This is a genomic window from Pseudomonas sp. FSO-7 (assembly GCF_059579345.1).
Genome location: NZ_CM184193.1, coordinates 2,912,602 through 2,929,104, shown reverse-complemented (window position 1 = coordinate 2,929,104; position 16,503 = coordinate 2,912,602). Strand labels below are relative to the sequence as shown.

Genomic DNA, 16,503 nt, shown 5'->3' with positions numbered 1-16,503 from the left:
CAACCTGAATTCGACAGGGTGGTATGTATATACCACCCACCGGGAACAGCGAAGTCGATACTTTTCTGGTCGTCATTCCGACGGCCATGGCACTTATGAAAAGGACTTCTCATGACCGCCCTCCCCACGGCTGACACCGCCGCCGCATTGGCACAACGGGTCAGCCTGCAATTCGCCAGCCGCCCGACCTTCGAACAGGTCGCCCAGCGCATGCTTGAGCAAGCCCTCAAGGACAAATGCCCCTGGCTGACCCTCGACCTCGCCAAGACCCAATTGGCAACGCCGGACGCCGTCGGGCACGGTTGGCACTTCCAATCGTTCATGGCTTGGGTCCTCAACTATTTGGCACTTGGTACCCCCCTGGATCTGAGCCCACAGGGCAATCTGGATTACTACCTTTCCGACAGCGTTCCCCACCGTCTTTGGTCAGGCAATCAAACGCTGGACATGAAGGTCATCGAAAAGGTATTGCGTGAGCTGTCCTGGAGTGTACCCATCGGGCTGGAAGAGGCGCTGTCCCGCTACTGGAGCGACGACCTCGATACCAGCCCACCCACCGAGGCGAACAGCCCTATCAGCCGCTGGCAATGGCTCAGCGACACCTTCAAGAACATGCTGCATATCCGTGGGCTGCAACAACCGGGGCTCACCGACCCGGCACGTGAAGCCCTGGACCAGGTGATCCGCTGGCCGGACCGTGACAGACGCTTGCGTGACAACCGCCAGGCGCCGGTATACGCCTACAGCCTGGAGACCCTGGTCACCCAAGGCACGACCAGCACCGTGCTGATCGGCAGCGACATCCTCCTGACCCGCGCTACCACAGACGCCACCGTCTTCCTGTTGTGCAGCCCCGGCAGCGCGGTGCACGCCTTCACCTCCCTGGAGGCGTTCAACCAACATTGGCGCGAACGGATCGCCAGTCGGTACGTGGTCGACACCGTCACCTGCCAGCGCTACGAGATCAGCGGCAATACCTTCGAAATCCAGGCAGCCATGCTGCTGGAACAGCAACTGGCCGACCTCAAGACCGTACAACTGCCCGCTCGGATCGGCCTGCAAAACCTGAAAAAGCTCTACAACGACTTGAGCGACCCGGCCCGCGCTCTGCTCGATGCCCCACGCCTTACGCCTAAAACCTCGGCGCAACTTGAACCGCTGTTGCCCAAATGGCTGCAACAGGCCTCCATCGTCGACCAGACCACCTTCCAGCACCACAGCCTGGTACTGGCCAGCGCCAAGAAACGGCACCAGGGCCAAACCTTTCTCAGCGACATCAAGGACATCAAGGCCTTCACGGCCGACGCCCTGTTCAAGCGCATGCAGCAAACCAACGACAGCAGCCCGGACAAGGTGCCGTCCAACCGCTACCAACCCGACGATGTGGTGCTGATCTTCACCGTGTCCGCGGGGTATCCCGGCACCGCCGGTATCAGCGAAAAAAGGAAGATGAGCCTGACCGACCTGGCCATCCGCAACCTCGTCGCCCGGCCAAGCGGCAGCCTGACGATCAGCCATCGCCTGGGCCTGGCGCTGCCTGCATGGTTGACGCCGGAGTTCATCACCCGCCGGGACGGCTTGATCGAACAGGTCGACATTGGCACCTCCTACCCGCACTACCTGCAAGACAAGCTGCTTGGCGATTCGCCCCAGGCGCAGCGGCGTCGACAGATGTTCGCCGAACAGATCCCGGCGCAACTGGCGCTGGAGACGTTGAAGCAGGTGCTCGCCAATGAAAACGGCATGACCCGCAAAGGCCTGCGGCTGATGGAAGCCGTCCTGCAATCCGACCCCCACGACCAACAGGTCGACGGTCGCACCGTGGTCATACGGCACCTGGCGTTGCTGCGCAAGCCCCAGGCCCAAGCCGATGTCGTGACGAACATGTTCATCATCGAGGCGCAAGACATCACCACCGGCCCACACGTGCTGTACCGACCGCTGCATGCGCCGACGCTGCGGGAATTCCCCACGCGCCAGGGGCTGATGCAGGCCATCGCCAGTGCCGGGGAGCTGCAGGACAGCGTCCTGACCTGGCTGTCCGATGCCGCACGCCCGGTGTACGCCAACGGTGGTTTCCTGGAGCCACACATCGTGCGGTTTTTCCCGGGTGACGAGTTCGAGCGGCCCGAAAAGCCCGCACCGGCGACCCTCGCCAACGACGACAGCCACGACGATCTACTGCAATCGCTGCAAAAAGGCCAACTCATGCAGTACCTCTACGGCTGCAACGCCCAGGCCCTGGTCACCCAGGCCGACCGGGCCTCGGTCTCCAACAGCGAGAGCCGCTGGGCGGTATTGCTCGAGGGCGGCAGCCTGTTGTTCAACACGCTGCTGTTCCCCTTGCTGCGTGGCCCGGCCATGACCACGGTCTGGCTGTGGAACCTGATGGCCAGCGCCCGAAACGACATCCCGGCCCTGAGCAGCGAAGACCCGGTGACACGGGAACTCGCCACTGTCGATCTGCTGGTCAACCTGGCCCTGCTGGTGAGCCAGTTTCCCGCCGTCCACGTGCCTGTTCGCGCGACGCTGCCCGAATCGGTCAAGGCCCAGGCGATGCGTCCCCCGGCGCCACGCGCTGTACCTGATCAATGGCCCGCCCCGGCCTTGCCCAGCCTTGTCGAAGGCCCCGTTGCCTTGCCTGGCGCCCACGCCGAAGCCGCCAGCAGGGTCCTGGACTTCAGTTTCGCCAACCCGCGTCAGCGCCTGACGCCGGAACAACGCACCCGCCTGCTGCGCTTGCAGGCAACGCGCCCGGCAGCACTGCCCGACCCGGTGACCTACGGGCCTTACAAGGGCCTTTACGTGATCAACAACACCTGGCACGCCGAGGTCGACGGCGTCCTGTATCGAGTCACTCCGGAAGAGGACGGCAGCGCGACCATTGTCGACCCGCGCGACCCGAGCAAAAACGGTCCGGCACTCAAGTCGGACACCCAAGGCCACTGGTCCCTGGACCTGCGCTTGCGCCTGCTGGGCGGTGCGCCACCCAAGCGTATGGCGACACTGAGTCGTCTGAATACCCAGCGCAGCTTCGAATTGACCGAAGAACTGAACCGACGCATTGCCCAGGACGCCGACCTGCAAAAAGCCGTGGACGTCGCCCAGCAAGTCATGACACGCCTTGACGAAGGTCCCTACACCGAGGCCCAGCGCGCGCCGAAACGCAAAGTCTTTTATGACCTGCTCCAGGAGCAGACCGACCTGTATGTGAGCCTGGTCAACAGCGCACCCGAACGGGCCGGCCTGGGTATCGCGCTGGCGCCTAAATTCATGCATGGGCTGTTGGAAAACGTGGTGAACAATGCCCGTAAAGCCTTCCTGGTGACGCAAAGCGATCACATCGCCACCACTCATGCCCATCCCCATTTCCAGGGAGAAGATAAGCTGGAAGCGGCGCTCACTGTTCACCGCGAGAGCTACTTGCAGTACCTCGACACGCTGAGTGACATCCACGAGCGTGCGATCCATTGGCTGGAACTCAAGGACGACTACCTGGAGCGGCTGTTGAACCTGGACGACGCCGGCGCGGCAGCGTTCGAACGGCTGACCAAAGACCGCCCGCTGGAGGAAAGAAATGTCACCAGCAGTAGATTCCTGCTGCTGGGCACACTGCCGCTCCTGTCGGTCAAACACCCCGACTCCGACTTTACCGGCAGCCTGCTGCGCATCGTCAAGCCACTGGCGGAACACATGCGTACCCACGGAGATCTACAGCTTTACGACCTGTCTCCCTCGGAACAGCTGGCGGTGTTGGAAAGCCTGACCGAGCACTATGGCAAGGCCTTGGACGGCTTGCAGGGCCTGAAGACCCTCTACGCTGACGACCTCAACGAAAGCTATTTCGAGCGGCTGGTCAAACTGGTCGACAGCCTTTACCAGGACGCGTCCGGGAGACTGGCCGCGGAACTCAAACCCGAGCCCAAACCACGCAAGCGTGCGCCCAAGCGTCCCAAGGTATCCGCCGGGCGTCCGCAAAAAAAGGTGATCAAGACCCGCCACCGCGGTGTCTTGATTGGCGACCTGCAACCGGCCGGTACGACCTTGCCGGTTGAAGTCGTCGAGGTGCGCTCCGAAGCCAATAACGAGGTGATCTCCACCTATTCGCGCCATGACGACGTCTGGGACGTGGTCGAGGTACGTCGCCCGACGCCGGCACCCAAGACGCGATCGCTCAAGACGATCAAGGCCGATGCGCGAAAAGTCCTCGATGAGTTGGAAGACCGTCTACGCCACGCTGAAAGCTATAAGAAGCACTGCCGCCATCCTCAGGAAATCGAGGAAATCATGGACAATGAGGCGGACCGCTTCCGCACCCTCGCTGCCGAACTCGACAGGGCCTTCAGCGCATCGCAAGCCACGCGCACGCCGGCCGATCAGGCGCTGGCCAAGCAGTTGTCGGACGCGATGACCAGGCTGACGCTCAAGGGCAGCGCCCTGCGTACTGAATTGAGCCTGCAATTGCCGCCCACCGACGGCAACCTGCGGTTCCTGTTCGAGAAAAACCTGATCCAGGTCGCGTTGCTGGGCGAACGCAAGGCCTTGAAAGGTGCCCGCAAGGATTTTCTCCAGGAGTACGCTATCAACGACCGCGACGGGTTTCCCCTCTGGTATGCCCATTTCCACTACGAAACGGCCGACACACCCAAAGCCGACTACAGCGTCGCGCACCTGAAAACCAAGGAGCAACGCCGGGAGCACTACCATTCGCTGATCGCCAAGGCGCAGAGCCCCTACGCGGTGGTGAATGTGCACCGTGGACAGATCGGCAAATCCTTGGCCCACGACAAGTTCTTGCCGTTGGCGCCTTGATTGTTCACCTCAAGCGAGGGGTTCATCGTGGCAAGGGAACTTGCTCCCGCAGGACTGCGAAGCAGCCCTTTCTGTTGTGAGTGCTGCGCACTCAAGCGGGAGCAAGCTCCCTCGCCACAGGTGTTTGGCTGGAATGATCAGTCTATGGGCACCAGAAAAACCTGTGGGAGCGAGCTTGCTCGCGATGGCGGACGACATCCAACACCTTCATTGACTGTCACACCGCTATCGCGAGCAAGCTCGCTCCCACATGGGGTCGCCACTAGACGTGGGGGGTGATTCATCGTGGCGAGGGAGCTTGCTCCCGCTGGGTTGCGAAGCAGCCCTTTCTGTTGTGAGTGCTGCGCACTCAAGCGGGAGCAAGCTCCCTCGCCACAGGTGTCTGGCTGGAATGATCAGTCTATGGGCACCAGAAAAACCTGTGGGAGCGAGCTTGCTCGCGATGGCGGACGGACATCCAACACCTTCATTGACTGTCACACCGCTATCGCGAGCAAGCTCGCTCCCACATGGGGTCGCCACTAGACGTGGGGGGGGATTCATCGTGGCAAGGGAGCTTGCTCCCGCTGGGTTGCGAAGCAGCCCTTTCTGTTGTGAGTGCTGCGCACTCAAGCGGGAGCAAGCTCCCTCGCCACAGGTGTTTGGCTGGAATGATCAGTCTATGGACACCAGCAAAACCTGTGGGAGCGAGCTTGCTCGCGATGACGGACGGACAGCAACACCTTCATTGACTGCCACACCGCTATCGCGAGCAAGCTCGCTCCCACATGGGTTCGCCACTAGACGTGGGGGGTGATTCATCGTGGCGAGGGAGCTTGCTCCCGCTGGGTTGCGAAGCAGCCCTTTCTGTTGTGAGTGCTGCGCACTCAAGCGGGAGCAAGCTCCCTCGCCACAGGTGTTTGGCTGGAATGATCAGTCTATGGGCACCAGCAAAACCTGTGGGAGCGAGCTTGCTCGCGATGGCGGACGACATCCAACACCTTCATTGACTGTCACACCGCTATCGCGAGCAAGCTCGCTCCCACATGGGTTCGCCACTAGACGTGGGGGGTGATTCATCGTGGCGAGGGAGCTTGCTCCCGCTGGGTTGCGAAGCAGCCCTTTCTGTTGTGAGTGCTGCGCACTCAAGCGGGAGCAAGCTCCCTCGCCACAGGTGTTTGGCTGGAATGATCAGTCTATGGGCACCAGCAAAACCTGTGGGAGCGAGCTTGCTCGCGATGACGGACGGACAGCAACACCTTCATTGACTGTCACACCGCTATCGCGAGCAAGCTCGCTCCCACATGGGGTCGCCACTAGGGCTGTGCTGGGCAGGTTCGCCCTCGATCAATGCGCAAACAACGAATTGCCCTTCTGCCCCGCCAGCTTCTCCGGCTTGATCAGGAACCGCGCCAGCGCCGGCAGCAGCCACAGCGCACCGAACATGTTCCACAGCAGCATGAACGTCAGCATCAAGCCCATGTCGGCCTGGAACTTGATGGCCGAGAAGATCCAGGTGCACACGCCGATGGCCAGGCACAAACCGGTGAACAGCACCGCCTTGCCGGTGGATTTCAGTGTCTGGTAGTAAGCCTCCTGCAGCGGCAACCCGGCCCGCAGGAAACTCTCCAGACGACTGTAGATGTAGATGCCGTAGTCCACGCCGATCCCCACGCCCAGGGCCACCACCGGCAAGGTCGCGACCTTCACGCCAATGCCCATGAAGGCCATCAGGGCGTTGCCCAGCACCGATGTCAGTACCAGTGGCAGCACGATGCACAGCGTCGCCGCCCAGGAACGGAAGGTGATCATGCACATGGTCGCCACGCAGATGTACACCAGGATCAGGATGGTCAGTTCCGATTCCTTGATCACTTCATTGGTGGCCGCCTCGATGCCGGCGTTACCGGCGGCAAGGATGAACTCCAGGCCATCGCGGTTGTTTTCCTTGGCGAAGTCCTGCACCGCCTTCACTGCGCGGTCCAGGGTCTCGGCCTTGTGGTCGTTGAGGAACACCAGCACCGGCGCCAGGGAGCAGCTGTTGTTGTACAGGCCATCGGCCCGGGCGATGGAGTTGTTCAGCACGTCAGGGTTGCGCGACAAGGTCTCCCATTTCAGGTTGCCCTCGTTCATGCCCTTGATCATTTGCTTGGACACGGTCACCAGGGAAATCGCCGATTGCACGCCCTCGGTGTTCTGCATCTTCCACATCAGTTCGTCGATGGGGGCCATGGCTTCATAGCGCGAGCAACCTTCGGCCTTGGTCTTGACCATCACCACCAGCACATCGGAACTGGTGGAGTAATTGCTGATGATGAAGTTGTTGTCCTGGTTGTAGCGCGAGTCCGGACGCAGTTCCGGGGCGCCCTGGTCCAGGTCGCCGATCTTCAGGTTCTGGCTGTACCAGAGGCCACCGCCAAAAGCGATCACCGCCAGGGCAATGGACACCGGCGCGACCTTGGCGCTGGCGAAGTTCGACAGCAGGCGCCAGAACGGATGTTCGCGGGTCGCGTCTTTCTTGCTGCGCTCGATCGCACGCTTGCTGATGCCGGCGTAGGAGATCGCCACCGGCAGCAGGATCAGGTTGGTGAACACGATCACCGCCACGCCGATGGAAGCGCCAATGGCCAGTTCGCGGATCACGCCGATGTCGATGATCAGCAAGGTGATGAAGCCCACGGCGTCCGCCAGGATCGCGATCATCCCCGGCAGGAACAATTGGCGGAAGGTGCGCCGTGCCGCTGTCAGGGCGTTGTCCGCCTCGCTGGACTGCAAGGCGATGCCGTTGATTTTCTGCACCCCGTGGGAAATGCCGATGGCGAAGATCAGGAACGGCACCAGCATCGAGTACGGGTCCAGGCCGAAACCGGCCGCGTGCATCAGCCCCAGTTGCCAGACCACCGCCACCAGGGTGGTGGTCAACACCGCCACGGTGCTGCGCATGCAGTTGGTGAACCAGTACAACAGGATCAGGGTGATGACGAAGGCCACGCCGAAGAACAGCACCACCATGACCAGGCCGTCGATCAGATCACCGACTTTCTTGGCGAAGCCGACGATATGGATCTGCACATTCGGGTTCTGGGCTTCGAACTTGTTGCGGATCTTGTCTTCAAGCTCGTGGGAAAACTTCCGATAGTCGAGAGCGAGCAACTTGCCCTGGTCCTGCGGGTCGGGATAGGACTCCAGCAGCGGAATGTCGATGATGCTCGACTTGAAGTCGTTGGCCACCAGGCGCCCGACCTGGCCGGACTTGAGCACGTTGTTGCGCAGCAGGTCGAGGCTGTCGGCCGAACCGTTATAGCTCTGGGGGATCACCTCGCCGCCGGCGAAGCCCTCCTCCGTCACTTCGGTCCAGCGCACGCTCGGGCTCCATAACGACTTGAGCCCGGAACGGTCGACACCGGAGATGTAGAAGACTTCGTCGTGGATCTGGCGCAGGGTCTCCATGTACTCCTTGGAGAAAATATCGCCATTGGTGGCCTCCACGGAAATGCGCACCGTGTTGCCCAGGTTCGCCAGGTCGTTGCGGTGCTCGAGCATCTTCTGGATGAAGGGGTGCTCGAGGGGGATCATTTTTTCAAAACTGGTGGAGGGGCGGATCAGCGTGGCCTGCCAGAACAGGAAAATGCTGACCAGCAGGCAAATGATGATCACTGCCGGGCGGTTGTTGAAAATCAGGCGCTCGAGGAACGTCGCCTTGTCTTGATGATGACTGCTCATGGGGTCCGCCTTCTTGTTTTTATGCCCGTCTTGCAGGCCTGACTCATTTGCTCAGTTCGGCGCCGGTGGAGGTGCTGGCGCGCACGCCGCCTTGCCCCGCCAGGATCAGGTTGCCGTTGCCTGCCGCCGTGACGGCCGCCACGGAGATTCGGTCCGGGCGGTTGAACACGCTGAAGGTCTCGCCGTCGTCGGTACTGCGCACCACGCTGCCGCCGTTGCCGACAATCACGATGGAACCGTCCGCCAGCAGCGTGGCGCCCGACAGGCCGAACTCCAGGCTACCCCGGGCGGCCTTGAGCTCGACCTGCTCCCAGGTTCCGCCAAAATCGGTGGAACGGTACAGGTTGCCGCGCAAGCCGTAGGCCAGCAGTGTCGAAGGCTGGGCGGTGCCAATGACTCCGAACAGCGAGCCTTCGTACGGACCTTCGACCTTCTCCCAGGTCTGGCCCCCGTCGGCGGAGCGGAACATGCTGCCGGCCTCGCCGACAATGAACAGCCCGGCGTCCTTCACGGCCGCGATCGCATTGAGGTGGAACTGGTCTTCGTTGTCGAGGCGATCGCTGGCGTCTTCCCAGTGCTTGCCGCCGTCGGTGGTCTCGTACAGCGCGCCGTACGCCCCCACGGCAAAACCACTGTTGGCGTCCTTGAACCAGACATCCAGCAGCGGCGCTTCACGGGTGAGGTCTTCGAACTGCTTGGTCCAGGTGCTGCCACCGTCGTCGCTGGCGAGGATCTGCGCGTCGTGCCCAACGGCCCAGCCATGCTTGTCGTCGACGAAAAATACCGCAGTGAGCAGTTGGCGGGTCGGCACCTTGGCCTGGGTCCAGGACGTGCCCTGGTCGTCGGAATAGACAATGTGCCCACGATCACCGACCGCCACCAGGCGCTGGCCGGCGTGGACCACATCGAGCATCAGGGTTTTGCTGGCCTTGGCCGATTCGACGGAATAGATGACATCGGACGTCGACGCCGCAACGGCCATCACCGGTGCCGACAACAGCGCAGAGCCCAGCAGCGAGAGCGCCGAAGCCAGCAACGCGACTCTGCGCAGCATCGGCGGCCGGCAGCGGCCCACAGCCATGACAGGCTCATTCATAGACCTTTCCCCCATTATTATTGTTATGGCTTGGTATGTTGCCAGTCCTGGAGCATAGTCCTGAAACCTGCAATCTAGAGCCACTTCGGAAGCTGACCTATCCTATCGGGCTTTCGAAAGGTCTGACAATCGACACCGCGTTATCTTTTGTTAACCGGGAGGATATCGCCAAGGGTGAATCGGAAGACATTCGTGAGGGTGATGAATGTGGCGAGGGAGCTTGCTCCCGCTGGAGGCCGAAGGACTCCCTGATCTTGGCCCACCCGCTATTTGCAGCGAAAGTGAATCAGGATCAGGCCTGCTTCGCAGGCCAGCGGGAGCAAGCTCCCTCGCCACACAGGTAACGCAGTGCCTGTTTATGCCAGGCTCTTGCTCACCACCTCGAACACATCGGCGGATAGCCCGCCGGACGCCAGGATGCGCTCCAGTTCGGCTTTCATCAGCGCCTGGCGGGCGCTGTCGTATTTGCGCCAGCGGGTCAGCGGGGCCAGTTGCCGGGAAGCGATCTGCGGGTTGAAACCATTGAGCTGGATGACCAGGTCCGCCAGGAAGCGATAACCCGAACCGTCGGCCGCGTGGAAGTTGATCAGGTTCTGCCCGGCAAACGCCCCCACCAGCGCCCGGACCTTGTTCGGGTTCTTGATGTTGAACGCCGGGTGCTCCATCAGCGCCTTGACCCGCGCCAGGCCGCCCGGCAACGGGCTGCCGGCCTGGACACTGAACCATTGGTCCATGACCAGCGGGTTGCCCTTGAAGTTTTCCGCGAACACTTCCAGGGCGTGGACTTTCTCGGTCTCGAATGGCGAGTTGACCAGCACCGCCAGCGCAGTCAGGCGTTCGGTCATGTTGTCGGCGCTGTCGAACTGCTCCAGGGTCGCACTCAGCACCTCAGGCTTGCCGGTGAGCATCAGGTACGACAACGCAATGTTCTGCAACGCGCGACGGGCGAAATGCTCGGCCTCGGCCACGTATGGCGTGCGTTTCGACAGGTCGCGGTTGGCTTCATAACGCAGCCACAAGGCTTCGAACAGGTTATCGGCCAATTGCTGGCGGGCGAACTCGCGAGCGGCATGGATCGCCTCGACGTCGGCCACTTCGCTGATTTCGGTCAGATAGGCTTCGCTTGGCAGCGAGAGCATTTCCGCGACCATAGCCTGATCCAGGGATTCGTCCGACAGCACCGTGCGCAAGGCGCTGACCAGACGCGGATCCAACGACAGGCTGGTGCCCTGCTGATGCTGGGCAATCAGTTCCTGCAACACCTGCACCGACAATTGCTGGCCGGCATCCCAGCGGTTGAAACCGTCGCTGTCGTGCTGCATCAGGAACATCAGCTGGTCGCGGTTGTACGGGAAGCTCAGTTTCACCGGCGCCGAGAAACCGCGCAGCAACGATGGCAAAGGTTGTTCGGCGATGTCGACAAAGGTGAAGGTCTGCTCGGCTTCGGTCACCGAGATCACCCGGGACGTGCCACTCGCAGCGGCTTCACCGGCCAGGCGCAACGGGATTTCGGCGCCTTGGCTGTCCAGCAGGCCAAGTTCGACGGGAATCACGAACGGCAGCTTTTCCTGCTTGTCCGGGGTCGGCGGGCAGCTCTGGCGGAAGGTCAGGCTGTAGGTCTTGGCGGTGGAGTCGTAAGACTCGCTCACCGCCAGTCGTGGCGTACCGGCCTGGCTGTACCAGCGCTTGAACTGGGCCAGATCGACGCCATTGGCATCTTCCATGGCCTTGATGAAGTCGTCGCAGGTCACGGCCTGGCCGTCGTGGCGTTCGAAGTACAGGTCACTGCCCTTGCGGAAACCCTCAGGCCCCAGCAGGGTGTGGATCATGCCGACCACTTCCGAGCCCTTTTCGTACACGGTCAGGGTGTAGAAGTTGGAGATCTCGATAAAACTGTCCGGACGCACCGGGTGGGCCATGGGGCCGGCGTCTTCGGCGAACTGGTGGGTGCGCAGGTACGCCACGTCCTGGATGCGCTTGACGGTGGCGGAGTTCATGTCGGCCGAGAACCCGGCGTCGCGGAACACCGTGAAACCTTCCTTGAGCGACAGTTGGAACCAGTCGCGGCAGGTCACGCGGTTGCCCGACCAGTTATGGAAATATTCGTGGGCAACGATCGCCTCGACCCGCTGGTGCGCGGCATCGGTGGCGGTTTCGGCGCGGGCCAGCACGGCACTGGAGTTGAAGATATTGAGGCCCTTGTTCTCCATGGCGCCCATGTTGAAGTCGTTGACCGCGACAATCATGAAGATGTCCAGGTCGTACTCGCGCCCGTACACCTCTTCGTCCCAGCGCATCGACTTCTTCAGGCTGGTCATGGCGTGCTGGCATTTGTCGATGTTTTCCGGCTCGACGTAGATACGCAGCGCCACATTACGCCCGGTCATGGTGGTGAAGGTGTCTTCGACGCACCACAGGTCACCGGCCACCAGGGCAAACAGGTAGGCCGGCTTCTTGAACGGGTCTTCCCAGGTCGCCCAGTGCCGACCGTCTTCGCCGGGGCCGCTGGCGACCGGGTTGCCGTTGGACAGCAGCACCGGATAGCTGTGCTGCTCGGCCACCACAGTGGTGGTGAACTTGCTCATCACATCCGGGCGGTCGAGGTAATAGGTGATCTTGCGGAACCCTTCGGCCTCGCACTGGGTGCAGAACATGCTGCCGGATTTGTACAGGCCTTCCAGGGCGGTGTTGGTTTCCGGGTGGATTCTGACCGTGGTGTCGACCGTGAAGGCCTGGGCCTTGGGGTGCACGGTCAGGTGGCTGTCGTCCAGTTGATAGTCGCCCTGCCCCAGGTCGGCGTCGTCGAGCTTGAGTGAGACCAGCTCCAGGTGCTGGCCATCGAGCACCAGCGGTGGCAGCCCGGCGCCGCGCTCGGGGTTGCGGCGCATCACCAGTTGCGCATGGACCAGGCTGTGGTCCTCGAACAACTCGAAGGTCAGGTGTGTTTCGTCGATCAGGTACTCGGGGGCCTGATAGTCCTTGAGGTAAATCATCTTCGGTTGTTCGGTGCGCATGGGTCGAATCCTTCTACTGATGCACGGCGAGCTGGTAGGCCGTGTATTTACGAATGTTGATCACGCCAGTGTCGAAAATCAGGTATTGGCCCTTGATCCCCAGCAGCGTGCCTTCGGCGATCGGGTTCTTGTCCAGGTTGAAGCTGACGATCTTGGTCGGGTATTGCTCCACCGGATAACGGATCTCGATGGGCTCGACGTCCGCTATGGTCTGGATCGCTTGCAGGCCGAATCGTTCCTGCAAGCCCTGCAATCCCTGGGCGCAGCTTTCGAACAGCGCGTCGCGGATCGCCGGCAGGTCCACCGCTGCCGCGTCGCCCTTGAGCAAGGCACGCCAGTTGGTCTTGTCCGCCACTTGGCTGCGGAACAGGTCTTCGACAAATCCCGATTGCTGGCGGGTGGCGACCCGCAGGATGGGCAGCGCCTGGCTGGCGCCCTGGTCCAGCCAGCGGGTCGGCAATTGCGTGGCGCGGGTGATGCCGACCTTCACGCCCGAGGAATTGGCCAGGTAGACCACATGATCGGTCATGCAGAATTGCTCGCCCCAGGCCGGGTCACGGCAAGTGCCTGCGTCGAAATGGCAACGCTCGGGGCTCATGATGCACAGGTCACACTGGGCCAGCTTGGTCATGCAAGGGTAGCAATAACCCTGGCTGAAGCTGGTCTTGGTCCGACGTCCGCAATGGGTGCAGTGGATCGCACCGAGGTACTCCAGGCGCACCGTGCTGCCAATCAACGGGTTGACGGGCACCTCGGTATCGCCCAGGCGAAAGGCGTATTGAACGGTCGGCCCGTCAAGGCGCGCCGACATCTTGCTGATTGCACCGCGGCCAATCTCGATCAATGGATGGCGTCCGACTTGAACAGGATATTCGGAACGGGGGTCGACTTCGACTGGCACTCCTGCGGGCCCATGTAGCCGGTGCGCTCGTCTTCGGGCAGGTTCTGGATTTCCCAGGCGATCATGGCCTGCAACGACAGCTCGCGCTGCTCGGCGGTGAGCTTGTTGCCATCGGCCCATTTACCGATTTCCACCGCCAGTTTCAGGCTCTGGTAGATGTCGGGGGTGATGTTCTTGATCATTTCATTGAAGGAAGACATGGGTTCTCCGCGCAAATCGCGCATTCTCAAAAGGCACAGGCGCCGGTCAAAGGGCCATTTTACGGCGAGCGAACAGCCCGCCCAACAAACCCGTGAAGCACCCGACGAGCAGCCCGCCGACGTGGGCCGCATTGGCGATTTCACCGAAACCGATCAGCGAAACCAGCCCGGACAGGCACAGCAGCAACCACACCAGCATCATCACCAACACCCCACGGGGCAAGTGGTAGGCCGGGTTCGGTGCGAGCAACTGGTAGATCCAGCAATGGCCCAGCAGGCCGTACAACACCCCCGACAACCCACCGAACAACGTCGGGCCGCTGAAAAAGTACTGGGCGAAATTGGAGACGAGGCTGAACAGCAACGTCAGTCCCAACAGGTTGATACCGCCCTGGCGCGCTTCGATCCGCCGCCCCAGTTCCCAGTACCACATGCCGTTCATGGCGATGTGCAGGAAGCCGAAATGAATCAGCATCGGCGTCACCAGGCGCCACCACTGCCCCGCCGCCAGGCTATCGGCCAACGGCGTGAACTGGATGTAATCGCCAACGACGTGGAATTCGAGGAAGGTCAGCCAGCGCAGAGTCTCGAGATTGTCCCCCAGCAGGGTGACGGCGCTGACGATCAGGCTCAGCAACAGCACCACGGCCGTTACCGGACTGCGGGTCAGTTGCTGGACGAACCCCGCTCGCCGGGAAGTCCCGCCCGTGTCCGGCAGCTCCAACTGCTGATCGGGGTCGCCGGTGGGAAAACGTGCGTACAACGAACGCACGTCCTCACAGATCTCATCCGGCACCCAGAGCACCTGCTCGCCCGCCTCTTCGCTGACGCGATGGGGCACCTGCATGCGTTGCAGCAGCTTGACGAAGCCGCTCAGGTCCACGGCCAGGGGCAGACGCAAAACCGCGACAGCACTCATTGCACCACCTCCGGCCGCTCGACATCGACCCAGACGAACTTGTGCGGATCCAGGCGGGTTTCCTGGTCGAGGCGATAGGCGACCAGCTTGCCGTAGAGCACCGCGCTGTAATCCAGGCAGGCCAGGTTCGGGCGGATCGGCGCGGGTTTGCCGCTGCGCCAATAGTGGCCGACGAACAACAATGGCTCATCGACGCCATAGCGCAGCAGGTTGTTCTTTTCATCCGGCGACAGCGGCGTGCGGGCCACCGGCTCCGGCAAGGCGTCGGGCTGGAACACGATGTCGCCATAGGTCTGTGGGTTGTCTTCCCAGAACTTGGTGCGGAAAAACGAACGGGTCAGGCCATCGCCACCGGTCAGCGTCAGGCCATGGGGCAGGCGCATGTCCGTGCCGCGCAGCAAGCGATCGAACACCGTGCAGGCAAAACTGCCCGGTTGCGCCGAGGCCTGGAGGAAATGCTCGTCGACGCAACCGTCCGGGAACAGGCCGCGCAGCGGTTCGATCAGGCCGGCATCCCAACAGGCATGCACCACTCGGAAACGGCCGGCGTCGACAAACAGCGGCAGCTCATAGAACCATTTGAGGAAGTCATGCCAGTCGACGGGATGCTGCTCGAACTGGGTCAGGGTCTCGTTGAGCAGCCGGGCATGGCGCGGCGTGTGTTCGCGCACGTAGCGCTGGCCGCTGCCCGGCAATGCCGGTGTGCTCCAGCCCAGGGCGTTGAACTCGTGGTTGCCCATGATGCACAGCGCCTGGCCGGCCACGACCATGTCATGGACGATGTGCAGCGCCTCGCGAATCCGCGGGCCACGGTCGATGATGTCCCCCAGGAACACGGCCATGCGCGACGGATGACGCCAGACCCCGCCCTGCTTTTGGTAACCGAGTCGGTCCAGCAGGTGTTCCAGGGTCAGGGCGCATCCGTGCACGTCACCGATCAAATCGTAACTGCGCGCAGGATCGAGCATCAGTCGCCTCCACCCCCCAACCGACTGCCCCAGCCGAGCTTGGTCCGGCAGACTTCGTAGTAATTGTGATCCAGCGGGTGGATCAGGCGCAGCTTCTGCGCTTTTTTGCTGACGGTGATGGTGTCACCCGGCGCGCAGGTGAAATGGTTCTGGCCGTCACAGGACACTTGCGGGTAGATCTGCATATCCTTGGACACGACGATTTTCAGCTCACTGTTGCCATCGACCACAATCGGTCGCCCAGACAAGGTATGGGGGTACATGGGCACAATCACAATAGCGTCGAGCTTGGGGTGCATGATCGGCCCCCCAGCCGACAGCGCATAGGCCGTGGACCCGGTGGGGGTGGCGACGATCAGGCCGTCGGCCTTCTGGCTGCAGACGAACTGGCCGTCGATGTACAACTCGAATTCGATCATGCGCGTGGATTTGCCAGGGTGCAGCACCACGTCGTTGAGGGCATCGCCCTGGCCGATGGCCTCGGCGTGACGGCGGACCTCGGCTTGCAGCAGGAAGCGGTTTTCCACCAGGTAGTGGCCGTCCAGGACCTCGGCGACCTTGACCTCCAGCTCGTCAGGGCGGATATCGGTGAGGAACCCCAGGCTGCCGCGGTTGATCCCCAGCACCGGGATATTGTGCCGTGCCAGGGCCCGGGCGGCCCCCAGCAGGCTGCCGTCGCCACCGACCACGATGACCATGTCACAGACTTCGCCGAGCATCTTGCGCGACGACGTCTGCAGGCCATGGCCCGGCAGCACTTCGGCGATGGTATCTTCGAGGATCACATGCAGGTGCCGCTCCAGGAGGAAACGTTTGAGACGGCGAACGGTGTCCAGCACCTGCGAACTGCCCAGGCGACCGATGATGCCGATATTGCGAAATTGCTCCATG

9 protein-coding genes are annotated in these 16,503 nt (G+C 62.0%); 1 reads left to right on the top strand and 8 read right to left on the bottom strand.

Features of this window, described 5'->3' with window-relative positions; genetic code table 11:
- Positions 1 to 111: 111 nt before the first annotated feature.
- The gene (locus AC515T_RS12830; protein ID WP_496532780.1) at positions 112 to 4,812 is read left to right on the top strand and encodes a dermonecrotic toxin domain-containing protein; all 4,701 of its coding nucleotides are present in this window, start codon (positions 112 to 114) and stop codon (positions 4,810 to 4,812) included.
- Positions 4,813 to 6,138: 1,326 nt separating this feature from the next.
- Here AC515T_RS12830 and AC515T_RS12825 read toward each other — a convergent pair.
- From AC515T_RS12825 to AC515T_RS12790, 8 genes are all read right to left on the bottom strand, one after another.
- The gene (locus tag AC515T_RS12825; protein WP_496532779.1) at positions 6,139 to 8,514 is read right to left on the bottom strand and encodes an efflux RND transporter permease subunit; all 2,376 of its coding nucleotides are present in this window, start codon (positions 8,512 to 8,514) and stop codon (positions 6,139 to 6,141) included.
- Positions 8,515 to 8,557: 43 nt separating this feature from the next.
- Entirely contained in the window at positions 8,558 to 9,610 is a 1,053-nt protein-coding gene (locus AC515T_RS12820; RefSeq protein WP_496532778.1) for a WD40/YVTN/BNR-like repeat-containing protein, read from the bottom strand.
- Between the two features lie 356 nt (positions 9,611 to 9,966).
- Positions 9,967 to 12,624, bottom strand: a complete 2,658-nt coding sequence (gene pepN / locus AC515T_RS12815) for an aminopeptidase N (RefSeq protein ID WP_496532777.1) — start codon at positions 12,622 to 12,624, stop codon at positions 9,967 to 9,969.
- 13 nt (positions 12,625 to 12,637) lie between these two features.
- A complete protein-coding gene (locus tag AC515T_RS12810; RefSeq protein ID WP_496532776.1) occupies positions 12,638 to 13,468 on the bottom strand; it encodes a DUF2797 domain-containing protein in 831 nt (276 codons plus the stop codon).
- Complete coding sequence (locus tag AC515T_RS12805; protein ID WP_496532775.1) at positions 13,465 to 13,725, bottom strand: YeaC family protein; 261 nt, start codon at positions 13,723 to 13,725, stop codon at positions 13,465 to 13,467. The genes AC515T_RS12810 and AC515T_RS12805 overlap by 4 nt, the downstream gene beginning before the upstream one ends.
- A 46-nt stretch (positions 13,726 to 13,771) precedes the next feature.
- On the bottom strand, positions 13,772 to 14,644 hold the full coding sequence (locus tag AC515T_RS12800; RefSeq protein ID WP_496532774.1) for a rhomboid family intramembrane serine protease: 873 nt from the start codon (positions 14,642 to 14,644) through the stop codon (positions 13,772 to 13,774).
- Positions 14,641 to 15,615, bottom strand: a complete 975-nt coding sequence (locus AC515T_RS12795; RefSeq protein ID WP_496533128.1) for a metallophosphoesterase — start codon at positions 15,613 to 15,615, stop codon at positions 14,641 to 14,643. The genes AC515T_RS12800 and AC515T_RS12795 overlap by 4 nt, the downstream gene beginning before the upstream one ends.
- Positions 15,612 to 16,502: an NAD(+) kinase gene (locus AC515T_RS12790; RefSeq protein ID WP_030142621.1), complete on the bottom strand. Its 891-nt coding sequence runs from the start codon at positions 16,500 to 16,502 to the stop codon at positions 15,612 to 15,614. Before AC515T_RS12790 ends, AC515T_RS12795 begins: the two co-directional genes overlap by 4 nt.
- Position 16,503: the final 1 nt, after the last annotated feature.